Annotated in this window: 11 protein-coding genes; 5 read left to right on the plus strand and 6 right to left on the minus strand. The window is 59.6% G+C overall.

Going from position 1 to position 13,820, the window contains the following annotated elements:
* Nucleotides 1–2: 2 nt before the first annotated feature.
* From AF70_RS25120 to AF70_RS25145, 6 genes are all read right to left on the minus strand, one after another.
* Nucleotides 3–800 carry a DUF4123 domain-containing protein gene (locus tag AF70_RS25120; RefSeq protein ID WP_028940123.1) on the minus strand — a complete coding sequence of 266 codons (798 nt, stop codon included), beginning with the start codon at nucleotides 798–800 and terminating at the stop codon, nucleotides 3–5.
* Entirely contained in the window at nucleotides 797–2,119 is a 1,323-nt protein-coding gene (locus AF70_RS25125; RefSeq protein ID WP_028940124.1) for a contractile injection system protein, VgrG/Pvc8 family, read from the minus strand. Before AF70_RS25125 ends, AF70_RS25120 begins: the two co-directional genes overlap by 4 nt.
* Before the next feature lie 233 nt (nucleotides 2,120–2,352).
* Nucleotides 2,353–4,266, minus strand: a complete 1,914-nt coding sequence (gene speA, locus AF70_RS25130) for an arginine decarboxylase (RefSeq protein WP_018928415.1) — start codon at nucleotides 4,264–4,266, stop codon at nucleotides 2,353–2,355.
* Nucleotides 4,267–4,486: 220 nt separating this feature from the next.
* Nucleotides 4,487–4,858, minus strand: a complete 372-nt coding sequence (locus tag AF70_RS25135; RefSeq protein ID WP_007914613.1) for a translation initiation factor Sui1 — start codon at nucleotides 4,856–4,858, stop codon at nucleotides 4,487–4,489.
* A 175-nt stretch (nucleotides 4,859–5,033) separates the two neighbouring features.
* On the minus strand, nucleotides 5,034–5,591 hold the full coding sequence (locus AF70_RS25140; RefSeq protein ID WP_019582277.1) for an NUDIX hydrolase: 558 nt from the start codon (nucleotides 5,589–5,591) through the stop codon (nucleotides 5,034–5,036).
* 3 nt (nucleotides 5,592–5,594) lie between these two features.
* The gene (locus AF70_RS25145; protein ID WP_019582276.1) at nucleotides 5,595–6,662 is read right to left on the minus strand and encodes a DUF2333 family protein; all 1,068 of its coding nucleotides are present in this window, start codon (nucleotides 6,660–6,662) and stop codon (nucleotides 5,595–5,597) included.
* Between the two features lie 290 nt (nucleotides 6,663–6,952).
* Here AF70_RS25145 and gcbA point away from each other — a divergent pair, with 290 nt between their 5' ends.
* The 5 genes from gcbA (at nucleotide 6,953) to aroQ (ending at nucleotide 13,797) form a co-directional block, all read left to right on the plus strand.
* Nucleotides 6,953–8,623, plus strand: coding sequence for a diguanylate cyclase GcbA (gcbA, locus tag AF70_RS25150; RefSeq protein WP_019582275.1), 1,671 nt, complete (start codon nucleotides 6,953–6,955; stop codon nucleotides 8,621–8,623).
* Nucleotides 8,624–9,577: 954 nt separating this feature from the next.
* Nucleotides 9,578–10,621, plus strand: a complete 1,044-nt coding sequence (locus AF70_RS30125) for a methyl-accepting chemotaxis protein (RefSeq protein WP_370741084.1) — start codon at nucleotides 9,578–9,580, stop codon at nucleotides 10,619–10,621.
* Between the two features lie 279 nt (nucleotides 10,622–10,900).
* Nucleotides 10,901–11,269 (plus strand): hypothetical protein, encoded by a 369-nt coding sequence (locus AF70_RS25160; RefSeq protein WP_230175426.1) that lies wholly within the window; start codon nucleotides 10,901–10,903, stop codon nucleotides 11,267–11,269.
* A gap of 200 nt (nucleotides 11,270–11,469) precedes the next feature.
* The gene (locus AF70_RS25165; protein ID WP_028940126.1) at nucleotides 11,470–13,212 is read left to right on the plus strand and encodes a protein-disulfide reductase DsbD; all 1,743 of its coding nucleotides are present in this window, start codon (nucleotides 11,470–11,472) and stop codon (nucleotides 13,210–13,212) included.
* Between the two features lie 132 nt (nucleotides 13,213–13,344).
* Nucleotides 13,345–13,797 (plus strand): type II 3-dehydroquinate dehydratase, encoded by a 453-nt coding sequence (gene aroQ, locus AF70_RS25170; protein WP_007937215.1) that lies wholly within the window; start codon nucleotides 13,345–13,347, stop codon nucleotides 13,795–13,797.
* Nucleotides 13,798–13,820 lie beyond the last annotated feature (23 nt).

Below are 13,820 nucleotides of genomic sequence, written 5' to 3' on the forward strand. Positions count from 1 at the left end.
ATTCAGGGTTGATCGTTCTGCCACAGGTTGCGCAGGCTATCGAGACGCTCCTGCTGGGTGGTTCCCGATAACGACTGCCCCGGCACGGCGTCAGGGTGCTGCAAGCGCAGCCATAACCAGCCATCGAGCACCGGGCGCTCACTGAAACCCAGCGCCAGCCCTTCCTGCAGGTGAGCCCACAAGCTGTTGTAGTCGGTGCCGGTGGATCGGCTCCAGCGCCAGGCATGCTGCTCCAGCAGGCAGGTCTGCAAGGTGTCTCGCTGACGCGAACTGAGGTTTTCTTCGATGGCCAGCGGCCTGACGGCAAGCCGTGGATTGAACAACTGCTGCCAGCCCAGACAGCCAATGGCACGGTCGGCCCAGGTGCCGCCGAACCAGCGTAACTGATCGATCGGACCGAGCCAGCGACTCAGCTCCTGCGCATCGCAGGCATCGAAAAAGTAACTCGCCGTTTGAGGGTTGTAGTAACTCAACAAGGCCCGGTGATGCAGGCTGAAGGTGACGGTGAGCATGCGGCGCAAATGCTCCAGCAGCTGTGATGAAGAGGCGTCACTGACCAGCAGCAACCCGCCCCATATGTGTGGCTCACTTGAGTACAGCTCGGCGAGTGCCGGGCATTCGCGAAGGTCGACCAACACTGGCCCGTGCTCACGCAACGGATGAAACTCGCTGCCTTCGAACAGCCAGAACCATCGGACATGAGCAAACTGTTGCCGCAACATCGCACCGGCCTGAGGCACGCCCGGTACATCGAGCAACAGCCATTGCGGGGTCGAGTCGGGCGCCTGAACGGCAATCATGCCGCACCGCTCTGACCAGGCTGCGTCGCTGCCCGGCAAGTGCATAAGGATTGCGCGCAATGACTGAAACTGCCCCCACCAGGCAGTAGACACAGGAGCACCAAGGGTTCACTGGATTGCAGCAAGCCCGATAAACCATCAACCGCGTGGCTGGCTTCAGTGGTCGAGGCGGATAGCAGGTCGGCCATGGCTGACTCTGCGCTGGACGGTGGTCCGGGAAGAAATCCGCTGATCAAGGGTTGATCAGGATCACCTTCGATAAAGCTCACCAGCACTTGCGTGCCCTCACTCAAGGGCATGACACCCGCGCTTTCCAGCTCGCCGGATAACGGCAACCAACAGTGGCTGGGGGCTGCGCCTTCGCCCTGATAAAGCCAGTCAAACTGCACGGCAACTGATCTGCCGGGATCGGGGCGAGATTCACCGACGTCGACTACCCATCCCCTTTGCAGGCTGTGCATCCTGGGTTTCACAACGGGATGAGCCGCAATGAAAGGCACCTCCTGCGCAACGACGCGCAGCTGGTTGCGATACAAAAAATCTGGCTGTTGTCCTCCCTGATGCTCGACATGGGTCACTAGCCAGAGACGATTCCAGTCCGCATACGGATGACCAGACAACGGCATCAGTTGACCGCTGCACAGCGTTGCCAGGTTCGTCTTCCCTTCGGCAATCTGCCCGCAGCCATGAAGCTTGAACTGATGTACTCCCGGTCGTTCGCTCTCATCCTCGAAGACCCTCTCTTCGCCACGGCGAAACTGCCCCGGACCGTCGCCCAAGACCAGACAATGCCCGCGCGCACGGTGCTCGAAGTAGTAATGAAGCCGTTCCTGGGCGCATAGACGCTGGAAAAACTGCAGGTCCGACTCCCGGTACTGCGTGCAGAAATCACGGGGCGGGTAATCGCCGCTGAGGTCGAAACGACGATCCTTGCCGGCAATCCCATGCTCCTTGAGCACCTGAGCGAGAATGTCCGGCACCGAGCGATCGCTGAAAATTCGCTGAATGAAGCGCTGGGCCAGGCAAGCAAGCCTGGGGCCCAGACGCACACGACAAAGCCTGGGCTCATTGCCATGGCCGAGTTGAACGAGGCCAAGCAACTGCCCGTGAATACCCTCCCCTTGCGGCCCGAAGTGCAAAAAGGCCGAGCGGTACAGCAGGCTTGCAAGGTCCAGCGTCGGGTCATCGTTCAGCAGATCCACGTCGAACGCAAAAGGCTCGCTGATCGCTTCACTACCGGTAAAGGCCAAGACCTCAAAGGGGTCGGGAAGACCCGCTATATCCAGACGAAATGACGGCTCGTTGACTGAATCGAACATCGGCAATTCTCTACAGGAGGGGCGGCCGGGGATTCTCGCTGAGAGACATGGCCGAGTAGAGTGCCGAAGTACAACTTAGGAAATGACCTACGTGAAAAGAAGACCACATCGCTTGGATTGCTCGGTATGTGGGCTATTTCGCGTGACAAAAGAGAAGCCCCGCACCAGGTCATCTGAAATTTCCGCAACCTACGGAGAAATTTCAGACAACCTGATGGGCGCGGTGCCTTACCTCAAGAAGACAGGTAAGACGAACGGGTCAGGCCCAGACGCAAGGCATCGAGGAACTGGGTGCGCTCGCTGGCGCTGATGCGGGCACTGGCGCACTTGTCGCGGTAGTGGGTCATCAGCTCTTCCGGCGACAAGTGCACATAACGCAGCATGTCTTCGATGGTGTCGTGGGTTTCGATACCGGCGTGGTAAACGCTGCCGTCAGCATTCTGATAGATGTTCACCGAGTCGGTGTCACCGAACAGGTTGTGCATATCGCCAAGAATTTCCTGGTAGGCACCGACCAGGAAAATCCCCAACAGGTAGTCTTCACCCTCGTTCAGACCGTGCACCGGCAGGCTGGTCTCGATGCTCTGCTCGTCGACGTACTGCTTGATCTTGCCGTCGGAGTCGCAGGTCAGGTCTTGCAGCACCGCACGGCGCAACGGCTCTTCGTCGAGACGGTGCAGCGGCAGGATCGGCAGGACCTGGCCGATGGCCCAGGTGTCCGGCAGGCTCTGGAAGACCGAGAAGTTGCAGATGTACTTGTCGGCCAGCTTGTCGTTGAGTTCGTCGAGCACCTGACGGTGGGAACGCTGACGGGCCTTCAACGAGTTGTGCAGGCGGCGGCAAACGGCGAAGTAGCATTGCTCGGCCAGGGCTTTTTGCGCCAGGGTCAGCTTGCCATCGGCGTATTGGGTGGCGACGTCACTCATGTAGTGCGTGGCGCGCCAGTAGGTCTCGGTGACCATTTCGATGTCGGTCGGGCCGAGCAGGTCAACCAGCCACTGCACGGTTTCCGGCAGTTCTTCCTTGTTGTCGATCTTCGGCACGTCGTCGTTGTGTTTCTCGACGTCGGTCACCTGCACCACCAGCATCGCGTGGTGGGCGGTCAGGGAGCGGCCGCTTTCAGAGAAGATGTTCGGGTGCGGCAGGCTCTGCGCGTCGCAGAATTCCTTGAGCATCCCGACCACGACACCGGCGTAATCGTCCATGTCGTAGTTGATCGAACTGGCGTTACGCGAGTGAGTACCGTCGTAGTCCACGCCCAAACCGCCGCCGACGTCGATGTGATCGACCGGCAGGCCAAGGTTGCGCAGTTCGCCGTAGTAACGAATCGCTTCCTTGAAGCCGTGCTGGTAGTCCGCCAGGTTGGCGATCTGCGAACCCATGTGGAAGTGCAGCAGGCGAATGCCCTGGTCCAGGCCAGCGGCACGGAAACGCTCGACCACCGACAGCAGTTGCGCCGCCGACAGGCCGAACTTGGATTTTTCGCCACCGGTGTCTGCCCACTTGCTCGACGCCAGGGACGACAGACGCACACGCAGGCCGACCTGAGGCTTGACCTTGAGCGACGCCGCTTCTTCGATCACCAGACCGACTTCGGATTCTTTCTCGATCACGATGAACACGTTGTGGCCCAGCTTCTGGCCCATCAGCGCCAGACGGATGAACTCGCGGTCCTTGTAACCGTTGCAGACAATGGTGCCGCCCTTCGGCGCCAGTGCCAATACCGCCAGCAGCTCAGGCTTGGAGCCGGCTTCCAGACCGATGGAAACGTTCTGGGTGGCGATGATGTTTTCGATCACCGCTTCCTGCTGGTTAACCTTGATCGGGTACAGCGCGGTGTACTTGCTCTGGTATTCCAGGCGCTCGATGTTGGCATCGAACGCGCCGGTCAGCTGACGCACGCGGTCTTGCAGGATGTCTGGGAAACGCACCAGCAGCGGCAAGGACAAACCGCTTTTGCGCAGTTGGTCGACTTGCTCGAACAGATCGATAGGCGAACTGGTCGGGCCGTTCGGACGAACTTCGACGCGACCGGCGTCATTGATCGCGAAATACCCGGCCCCCCAATGGCGAATCCCGTAAACACTGCGGCTGTCCGCAACTGTCCATTGGCTGCCATCGTCTTTGCGTGTGCGTCTTACGGACATCGAAGTCCCCTATAAAGAAGTCATAGAGCGTCGCCTTGAGTTCAGGCCGGCGCAGTCTAAAGAATGAAAATGACGTTTCGTCAACGAGGGGGTAGACCTCGCTGACCGCAGTGAGTTTAGAAACCGGTCTTGAACAGGCTCTGTGAAAACCATGGAGACGACGCCAGACCAGAATGAAATCAGGACTGGATCAAGCCGCGGGTGGTTTTCACAGAGGCTGCTAGCCGCCGGACTTCTTCGCTTTGAAACCGTGTTTGATCAGCTCAGCCAAGAGTAGCTCGACATGATCGCCCTGGATTTCGATGATCCCGTCTTTCAACGCCCCACCGGTCCCGCAACGTTTCTTCAACGTGGTGGCCAGTTCCTTGAGCGCGTCTTCGGCCAACGGCACGCCGGTGATGGTCGTCACCGTCTTGCCGCCACGGCCCTTGCTTTCGCGACGCACGCGAGCGATGCCGTCGCCGGCCGGGATAACGGTTTGTTTGCAGATGCAGGCATCCACCGGTTTACTGCATTCCGGGCAATGACGACCTGCGTCGGTGGAAAATACCAGGCCACCAAGGGCGGCGAAGGATGCGGCTTTTTTGGCCACCGGCAATCCTCTTGGGAGGACAAAGACTGATCGCAACCTTGGGCAAGGTTATCGACCGCGAAGCCCCACTCAGGCAGGGGCAGCGCTACTGAGCCGGGCACTGCCGGTTCAGTTTGAAAAGGTCGCGCAGTGTAACGGCAAAAAGCCGACTTGCTAAGAGCCAATCGGCGCCAATTTACAGCTCTTTTGCGACGTCATCCCCTTGGGCGCGAAGATAGCGCTTCAGGGCTGCCAAAGAGTCCGGGCAGTACGGCTTTTGCTGGATTTCCAGCAGGACCTGATCAATCGGGATAAAGCGCGCTTCCAGCACCTCTTCCGGCTGCAGGATCAATGGGCCGTCCCACACCGCCGAAAACGCCGAACACCAGAGCCGGTTGCCGGTGTCCTCGAAGAAAAAGTGATCGTGGGCGGTCAGTTCCACACCGCTCACCCCCAGCTCTTCTTCCAGCTCACGGGCCGCCGATTCGGCGTAGGTCTCGGTGGCCAGCACCATGCCGCCGGCCGCCACGTCCCAATAACCGGGATAAATCGCTTTGCTCAGGGTGCGCCGGTGAACGCACAGCTCGCCGGCAGAATTGAACAGCATGATGTAGGTGCCGCGCCCGATCAGCCCACGCTCACGCAGGTCGGAGCGCACCAGGGCGCCGAGCAGGTTGTCCTGCTCGTCGACCCAGGCGATCTGTTCGGCATCGGAGGCCGCGCGGTGGGCGGCCTCTTTAGCGCTATCTACCATGACTCAGCCCTGATTGAGCAGTTGACGCAAGTCGATCACCGCGGCGTTGGCCCGGGAGATGTAATTGGCCATGACCAGCGAGTGGTTGGCCAGCACACCGAAGCCGCTGCCGTTGAGGATCATCGGGCTCCAGACCGGCTCTTGCGAAGCCTCCAGCTCACGGATGATCTGGCGCACGCTGACCGTAGCGTTTTTCTTCGCCAGCACATCGGCGAAGTCGACTTCGATGGCGCGCAGCAGATGGGACAATGCCCAGGCCTGACCACGGGCTTCGTAGAACACGTTATCGATCTGCATCCACGGGGTTTCAACAACTTCTTCGTCAACCTGCGGCACCTGGCCGAGCGCCGGGACTTCGGTTTTCAGCGCAGTGTTGAGCTTGACCCGGCCAACGCTGGCCGACAGCCGTTGCGACAGCGAGCCCAGACGAGTCCCTACATCACCCAGCCAGTTGTTCAGGTTGTCGGCACGGGCGTAGAACAGCGCGCTCTTCTGGTCAGGCCCCGACAGACGTGCCTGATAGCGGCTCAGGGAGTTGATGCCCTCCTGATACTCGGACTCACTGGATGGCAGCACCCAGCTCTTGTTGTCGAAGTTGAAGCGCGGCTCGGCCTTGGCCAGGTCGGCGTCTTCGGCGGACTGCGACTGGGAACGGGCGAAGTCTTTACGCAGCGCACGGCTCAGGTCGCGGACCTGGACCAGCACGCCATATTCCCAGCTCGGCATGTTGTCCATCCACAGGCCCGGCGGGAAACGGTCGTTGGAAATATAGCCACCCGGTTTGGTCAGCAAGGTACCGGCGACAGTCTTGAGGGTTTCCACCGTGGTGTACCCGACCACCATCTGCTTGCCTTCTTTCTCGGCTGCCACCTGGGCATTTTGCTGAACCGGAAAGAGCGCGGGCTCCTGGCTCCAGTACCAGCCCAGCGCGATAGCCACCAACAGGTAAAGGCAAATCAGAGTGGCCAGCGCCCGACTGAACAACAGGCCACCAAAATAACTGCGGGTGGCCGATTTCGGTTCAGCGGCACGCTCAGGCGCGCTGCCCGTGCGGTTCTTCCAGTCCAGCATGGCGATATCCTTTCAATCACTTGAGTTCATCGGTTCGACTACAACCCTACGCCATCGTGCCTTATTTGCCGCGCATTAAATCCTGCGGGACACAGCGAGCCATACAATGACTGCAATCGAAGCCGTCACTATAAATGAAGCACAGCGTTGAGCCTATGCGACCAGTCGGTCGGGAACTGAATGATGTCGCTTTGCAGATTATTGACGCAGGACACTCATGCAATTGAAAAGAGGTGCTAGCATAGAGCCACCAGTCGATCTCAGCATGCACCCTAACTAGTAGTCAGGATATGACCGAGCCAGAAGACCCCAGCCGTGAGCGCCTCAAGCACCACTTTGCCCAGCGGGTAATTCATCAGGCACGTCAGATTCTTGAGATATGGCAACGCCTGCAACGCAACGAATGGTCCATCACCGACCTGTCGGAGCTGAGCGAGGCCAATCTGCGCCTACTGCGCTTTGCCGAACGTTTCGAACAACCGGAACACACCCTGCTGGCCCGTCATATCGGCCAGTCGCTGGAGGCCGTCGACGCCAATCGCGGACGCCTGAGCAGCGGATTGATCACTGACCTCAACCGCCTGATGCAGCGCTTGTCCCGTACCGGCCTGCGCCATGGCGATCAGCTCGAACACACCTTTCTGCCACCGCTGCGCAAGCCGATCTACGTGATGCTGCAGGATCACGACCGGGCCGAACGGCTGGCCAAGCAACTTGAATTCTTCGGGCTCAGCGCCCAATCCCTGGGCAGTGTCGCCGCGTTCCGCGCCTCGATGGTCGAGCGGTTGCCGGCGGCGATTGTCATGGACGTCGACTTCAGTGGCGCCGGCATCGGCCTGAAACTGGCGGCCGAAGCCCAGCAAGGCCTTGAGCAGCCCTTGCCGCTGTTGTTTTTCAGCCTGCACGAAACCGATACCCCGACCCGCCTCGCCGCCGTGCGCGCCGGTGGCCAGGAGTTTCTCACCGGCACCCTCGAAGCCTCGAGCCTGCTGGAAAAGATCGAAGTGCTGACCTGCGTCGCCCAGTACGAACCTTATAAAGTGCTGATCATCGACGACTCCCGCGCACAGGCCTTGCACACCGAACGCCTGCTCAACAGCGCCGGGATCGTCACACGGACCTTGATCGAACCGATCCAGGCCATGGCCGAACTGGCGGATTTCCAGCCTGACCTGATCATCCTCGACATGTACATGCCGGCCTGCACCGGTACGGAACTGGCCAAGGTGATCCGCCATAACGACCGCTATGTCAGCGTGCCGATCATTTATCTGTCGGCCGAAGACGATCTGGACAAGCAGCTCGACGCCATGAGTGAGGGCGGCGACGACTTCCTGACCAAACCGATCAAGCCGCGACACCTGATCACCACCGTGCGCAACCGCGCGGCGCGGGCGCGCAATCTGAAAGCGCGGATGGTGCGCGACAGCCTGACCGGTTTGTACAACCACACCCATATTCTGCAGCTGCTCGAAGACTGTTCATTCCGTGCCCGTCGCGAAAACAAGCCGCTGAGCTTTGCGATGCTCGACATCGACCACTTCAAACGGGTCAACGACAGCCATGGCCACCCCATGGGCGACCGGGTGATCAAGAGTCTGGCGCTGTTCCTAAAGCAACGGTTGCGCAAGACCGACTTCATCGGCCGTTACGGCGGTGAAGAGTTCGCCATCGTCATGCCGGACACCGATATTGAATCGGCCTACAAGGTGCTCGATGAAATCCGTCAGCGCTTTGCCGAAATTCACTACCCCGCGCAACCCCAGGACCTCTGGTGCACCTTCAGTGCCGGTGTCGTCGAACTGCACGAAGGCTCCGACAGCCTGATGATGGCCACACAGGCAGACGAGGCGCTGTACCGCGCCAAGGACGCCGGACGCAACCGCGTGCAAGCCGCGCGGGAGTCAAAGCAAAGTGCCACTTTTTCATCGGAATCGACCGATTCGGTCATAACGCTGTAACAGAAACGCAATAACTTCAGGCACTTACCATTCTGCCGTTGGTAGTCCGCAATGCGCCTGAAGCTGTTGACCAATCTCAATACCCTCCTTCTGGTCGCCGTGTGCGTGGCCCTCGGCGCTACCCTCTGGTGGTCGCAAAAAGCCCTGGAGCGCCCCTATCTGTTGATGGAGCGTTACCTGCGCCTGTCCCAGCAGTTTCAAAATGAAGTGGCGCGCAACGTCGAGGATTACCTGGCCAGCGGCGATGCCCTGCGCCTGAGCAGCGCCAGCCAGGCCATCGACAGCCTGCAAAAAGAGCTCGGCGAATTACCTCCGACCCTGGCCGACACCTTGCGCCCCAGCCTGTCGAACCTGGAAGAGTTCAGCAAGACGGACTTGCTGGCTGCCGGCAAACTCGCCGGCGATCCACAAGCCCTGCTGCTGCAAGCCGAGCGCGAGCTCGGTGCCAGCCTCGATCAGCTCAGCCAGTACGCCAACGGCAACGCGGCGTACCTGACGCCTTTGCTCGCAGCTTCCCAGCATCTGGGCAAGTTGTCTTTGGCCCGGGACAAACTGGTCAGCAGCGGGCGCAGCGAACTGGCCGCCGATGTCGAGCGCGAAGTCGCCAGCATCCGCGTTCAAGCTGAACAATTGAACAGCTTGCCGCTGCTGGGGGTGACTGCCAGCAGTGAATCGAACACCGATGACTTCTCCGCCATGATGGGCCTGGAGAATACCGAGAAAGCCGTCGCCGAAGACGCCGGTGTCAGCCTCAAGCGTGAACTCAATAGCCTGCTCACCCGCTACCCGGCTGAACTGGCACGCACGCGCGAACAGATCCAGAAACGCGCCGACCTCAGCGCCGCGACTCACTTGAAAATCACCGCCGTGCAGCAGGCCATCGCCGGGCTGGAACCGGTAGTGCGCGCCCAGCACGGGCAAATCCAGGGCGAAGTGCGGCTGATGCAGGGCGTGATGATCGGGCTGATTCTGCTGATCGCCTTGCTCATTGATACCTTGCAGCGACGCCTGGCCCGAACCCTGACCAATCTGGCACCAGCCCTTTCGATCTGGGCCGAGGGCGACTTCAGTCGCGACATTCAACTGGGTGCGACCAACCGCGAACTGCATGACATTCAAGCCTCGCTCAATCGCTTGCGCGCCTATCTGGTCGACCTGGTGGGGACCATTCGCCTCAATGCCGAGCAAGTCGCCGGCAGCAGCCGGACGCTGGCCGAATTGAGCAATGACCTGCACAGCGGCGCCGAGCATCAGGCCGGCGACACTGCGTTGATCCGCGACTCTCTCGGTGAACTCGAGGCGACGATTCAACAAGTCGCCGGTGATGCCAGCCAGGCCGCGGACGCCAGTCGTCATGCAGGGTTGGCGGTGGAACATGGTCAGAAGGTCATCGGCCTGAGCCTCACCGGGCTGCATGCGCTGGTGGGTGAAGTGCAAGGCAACGCGCAGATGATCGAACATCTGGCCGAAGAGTCGGCGACCATCGGCGGCGTGCTGACGGTAATTCGTTCGATTGCCGACCAGACCAACCTGCTGGCGCTGAATGCCGCCATCGAGGCGGCCCGCGCCGGGGAGATGGGCCGGGGATTTGCGGTGGTGGCCGAAGAGGTTCGTTCACTGGCGCAGCGCACCGCCGGTGCCACCGCCGAGATTCAGACACTGATCGCCGGCCTGCAAACCGCCGCGCGGCAATCGGTCGAAGGCATGCGCGCCCAGGTCGAACACGCCGAAGCCACGGCCAACCAGGCCCAGGCCGCCGACGGTGCATTGGATAAAATCGTCGGAGCGATCCAGACCATTTCCGACACCGCCGTGCGCATCGCCGATGTCACTGCCCAGCAGAGCGGCGCCGTCAGCGAAATCCGCGATCACAGTGAGCGGATTCATCAATTGGGTGGGGATAACTTGCTGAGGATTGGTGAAGGGCGCAGCCAAGGCGAACATTTACTGACATTGGGTGGGCAGTTGCATACAGCGGTGCAGGCATTTCGGGTTTAAGGGCTCGGGCCTGAACGCTACCAACGAGAAAGATTATCGACACCTGAGTTTTTGTATGAAAACTCCTGTTTATCTATACGGTGCTTTTAGTCATCGTTTTGATGCTAGAGTTTAGCGCTTCAATCAATCGAGCGTGCACAGGAGTGCCCCGTGATAGTTCCAACGTCGCCCCCTGGTGTATCAACGCCCGATACAGGAACTACTCAAAAAACTGCATACACAATCGTCGCCTCCTCCCTGCTAGTTGTATGCTTGGCTTACATCGGCTGGACATGGCTCATGTCTTCCGGCAACCCGGTGCTGACCGATGTAGTACTTAAACTACCCCTTGGCGAAAACGGCTTCATCTACGGCGTCAAAGATGATCGAGGCGGAGCAACAGTACCGTTCAGCTATCGATACTATGTCTATCGCGAACTGACATCCAACGAGCAAATAGCGTCTGAACTCAAGACCGCTGGTCCGTTTTTAGTCACCCGAGATCCAGCCATAAAGGTCGATATCCAAGGTTCAACTATCAATGTATCGACCAACCAGGAAGTCTATGAGTATCACAGCAGCACGCTGTTTCGACATACCAACAGTAACCACTACACCCCTGTAACAATCAACTTGTGTAAACACTCCAGCGATCAACCAACAAAGTAAGCCCGAAGCCTGACTGAAACACCTCCCTGCAGGAGCTGCCGAAGGCTGCGATCATTTGATGTTGATCCTGGCGGCGGATCGAGCGTTGAAGATCAAAGTCAAAATATCGCAGCCTTTGGCAGCGCCTACGGGAGATCGGCGTAGTCGCATACATTGCACACTCAGCTATCATGCCCGCACCTCCAATACGCGAGATTGTCATGCGCCGTTTGCTCTGCCTGCTGTTTTTAGTGCTCGCCCTCCCGGCCTCCGCCGCCGGGTTGCTGGACAGTCGCCCCAGTTCCACCCTGGGTTCGATCAACAACAGCGCCGACTTTCTGCCGGTGCGCGAAGCCTTTCAGTTGAGCCTGGTAGAAAGTACGCCGCAATCGATCAAGCTGCGTTTCGTCGCCACCGAGGGTTACTACCTCTACCGCCATCGCTTCCAGTTTCGCGCCGATCCGGCCGACGTTGGCCTCGGCGCGGCTCAACTGCCCAAGGGCGAACAAAAGCACGATGAATACTTCGGCGATGTCGAGGTTTACCACGGCATTCTCGATGTAGAGCTGCCACGCACCGATTCCCGCGCCTTTACGCTGGCCGTGACCTATCAGGGCTGTGCCGACAAAGGCCTGTGCTACCCGCCCGAGACCGAGCGCCTGAGTATTGATGGCAGCGGTGCCACGACCACAGCCTGGGGCTGGCGCGAACTGGCGCTGTTCTTCCTCGCAGGCCTCGGCCTGACTTTCACCCCCTGTGTGCTGCCGATGCTGCCGATCCTCTCCGGGGTAGTCCTGCGCGGGCAGATTGGCGGTTTACGTGGCTTCAACCTGTCGCTGGCTTATGTGCTGCCGATGGCCATCTGCTTCGCCCTGTTGGGTGCATTGATGGGCATGTTCGGCGCACAGCTTAATCTTCAGGCGCGCTTGCAATCGGCTTGGGTGCTGGTGCCGTTCGCGATGTTTTTCGCAGTGTTTGCCTTGGCGATGTTCGGGGTGTTCGAACTGAAACTTCCCTACGCCATCAGCAGCCGCCTGGACCGGATCGCCGGGCGCACCGAAGGTGGCTCACTGTGGGGCGCGGCGGTGCTGGGCGTGGTGTCGAGCCTGCTGGTTTCGCCCTGCGTCTCGGCTCCCCTGGCCGGTGCGCTGCTGTACATCAGCGCCAGCGGCGATGCCTTGGGCGGCGGATTGAAACTGTTCATGCTTGGCCTGGGCATGGGCGCACCGCTGTTGCTAGTGGCGACTGGCGGCGCGGCCTGGTTGCCGAAAAGCGGGCCGTGGCTGATCTACGTGAAAAACGCGATTGGTGTGCTCTTGCTGGGGCTGGCGATCGGTTTGCTCAGCCGAGTATTGCCAGGCCAGATCACTTTACTGTTGATCGGCTTGCTCGCCGGTGGCGTCGGTTTGTTCATGGGCGCGCTGGAGTTTGTCTATAAGCCGCCGAGAAAACGCCTGGGGCAATTGCTGGGGATGTTTCTGCTGTTTTATGCACTGGCCTGTTGGTACGGTGCGTTCAGCGGTCAGTCCGATCCATTCAACCCCATTGGCCAGACGCGCCTCGTCGCCAGCAACGAGCAGCAAGCGCCAATCGCCAGCACCTGGCAAACCATAACCTCTCCAGCAGAACTGGATCGTGTCCTCGCCGAAGCCAAATCCTCCGGCACACCGCTGCTGCTCGACTGGTACGCCGACTGGTGCATCAGTTGCAAAGTCATCGAACACGAAGTGCTCAACGATGCCAACGTCGTCGAACGTCTTAAAGGCTATCGACTGATCCGTTTCGACATCACCGCCAGCAACACCGAACAGCGCGCCCTACTCGACCGCTACAAGCTGTTCGGCCCTCCAGCGCTGATGTTTTTCGGCAGGGACGGCGTCGAACGCACCGATGTGCGAGTGATCGGCGAGATAAACGCCACGGACTTCGCCGAACGTGTTGCGAAAGCAAATGACCGGATTTAATCACCCGGTCACATATTTCGCGCAAACATCGGCCATCGTGCTGCCTATTGCATAGAACTGGACAGTCACAAAGGCTTTGCGGCATAGTCGCCGGGTTCTGACAATTGCACACAGATAACAAAGGAGCAGCAGATGGCGACCCTATTGGTTTTGCACGGCCCTAACCTGAACCTGCTCGGCACCCGGGAACCGGGCGTCTACGGTGCAACCACCCTGGCACAAATCAACCAGGACCTGGAACAGCGGGCACGCAATGCCGGCCACCATTTGCTTTACCTGCAAAGCAACGCCGAGTACGAATTGATTGACCGCATCCACGCTGCTCGCGGCGAAGGTGTGGACTTCATTCTGATCAATCCAGCAGCTTTTACGCATACAAGTGTCGCGTTACGTGACGCGCTGCTGGCGGTGAGCATCCCATTCATCGAAGTGCATTTGTCTAACGTGCATAAACGCGAACCTTTCCGCCATCACTCTTACTTCTCCGATGTAGCGGTGGGAGTGATCTGCGGCCTTGGCGCCAGCGGTTATCGACTGGCCCTGGAGGCCGCACTAGAGCAGCTTGAAAGACAGGCAACGGCTTGAACAACAAGCGTTAAACGCCCCTG

Source organism: Pseudomonas sp. KD5 (assembly GCF_012932895.1).
Lineage (GTDB): Bacteria > Pseudomonadota > Gammaproteobacteria > Pseudomonadales > Pseudomonadaceae > Aquipseudomonas.

Excerpts from the sequence above, each read along its gene's own strand:
- aroQ (WP_007937215.1), top strand. The coding sequence starts at position 13,345 with ATGGCGACCCTATTGGTTTTGCACGGCCCTAACCTGAACCTGCTCGGC.
- AF70_RS25145 (WP_019582276.1), bottom strand. The coding sequence starts at position 6,662 with ATGCTGGACTGGAAGAACCGCACGGGCAGCGCGCCTGAGCGTGCCGCT.
- AF70_RS25165 (WP_028940126.1), top strand. The coding sequence starts at position 11,470 with ATGCGCCGTTTGCTCTGCCTGCTGTTTTTAGTGCTCGCCCTCCCGGCC.
- AF70_RS25140 (WP_019582277.1), bottom strand. The coding sequence starts at position 5,591 with ATGGTAGATAGCGCTAAAGAGGCCGCCCACCGCGCGGCCTCCGATGCC.
- AF70_RS25160 (WP_230175426.1), top strand. The coding sequence starts at position 10,901 with ATGTCTTCCGGCAACCCGGTGCTGACCGATGTAGTACTTAAACTACCC.
- speA (WP_018928415.1), bottom strand. The coding sequence starts at position 4,266 with ATGTCCGTAAGACGCACACGCAAAGACGATGGCAGCCAATGGACAGTT.
- AF70_RS25125 (WP_028940124.1), bottom strand. The coding sequence starts at position 2,119 with ATGTTCGATTCAGTCAACGAGCCGTCATTTCGTCTGGATATAGCGGGT.
- gcbA (WP_019582275.1), top strand. The coding sequence starts at position 6,953 with ATGACCGAGCCAGAAGACCCCAGCCGTGAGCGCCTCAAGCACCACTTT.
- AF70_RS30125 (WP_370741084.1), top strand. The coding sequence starts at position 9,578 with ATGATCGGGCTGATTCTGCTGATCGCCTTGCTCATTGATACCTTGCAG.
- AF70_RS25120 (WP_028940123.1), bottom strand. The coding sequence starts at position 800 with ATGATTGCCGTTCAGGCGCCCGACTCGACCCCGCAATGGCTGTTGCTC.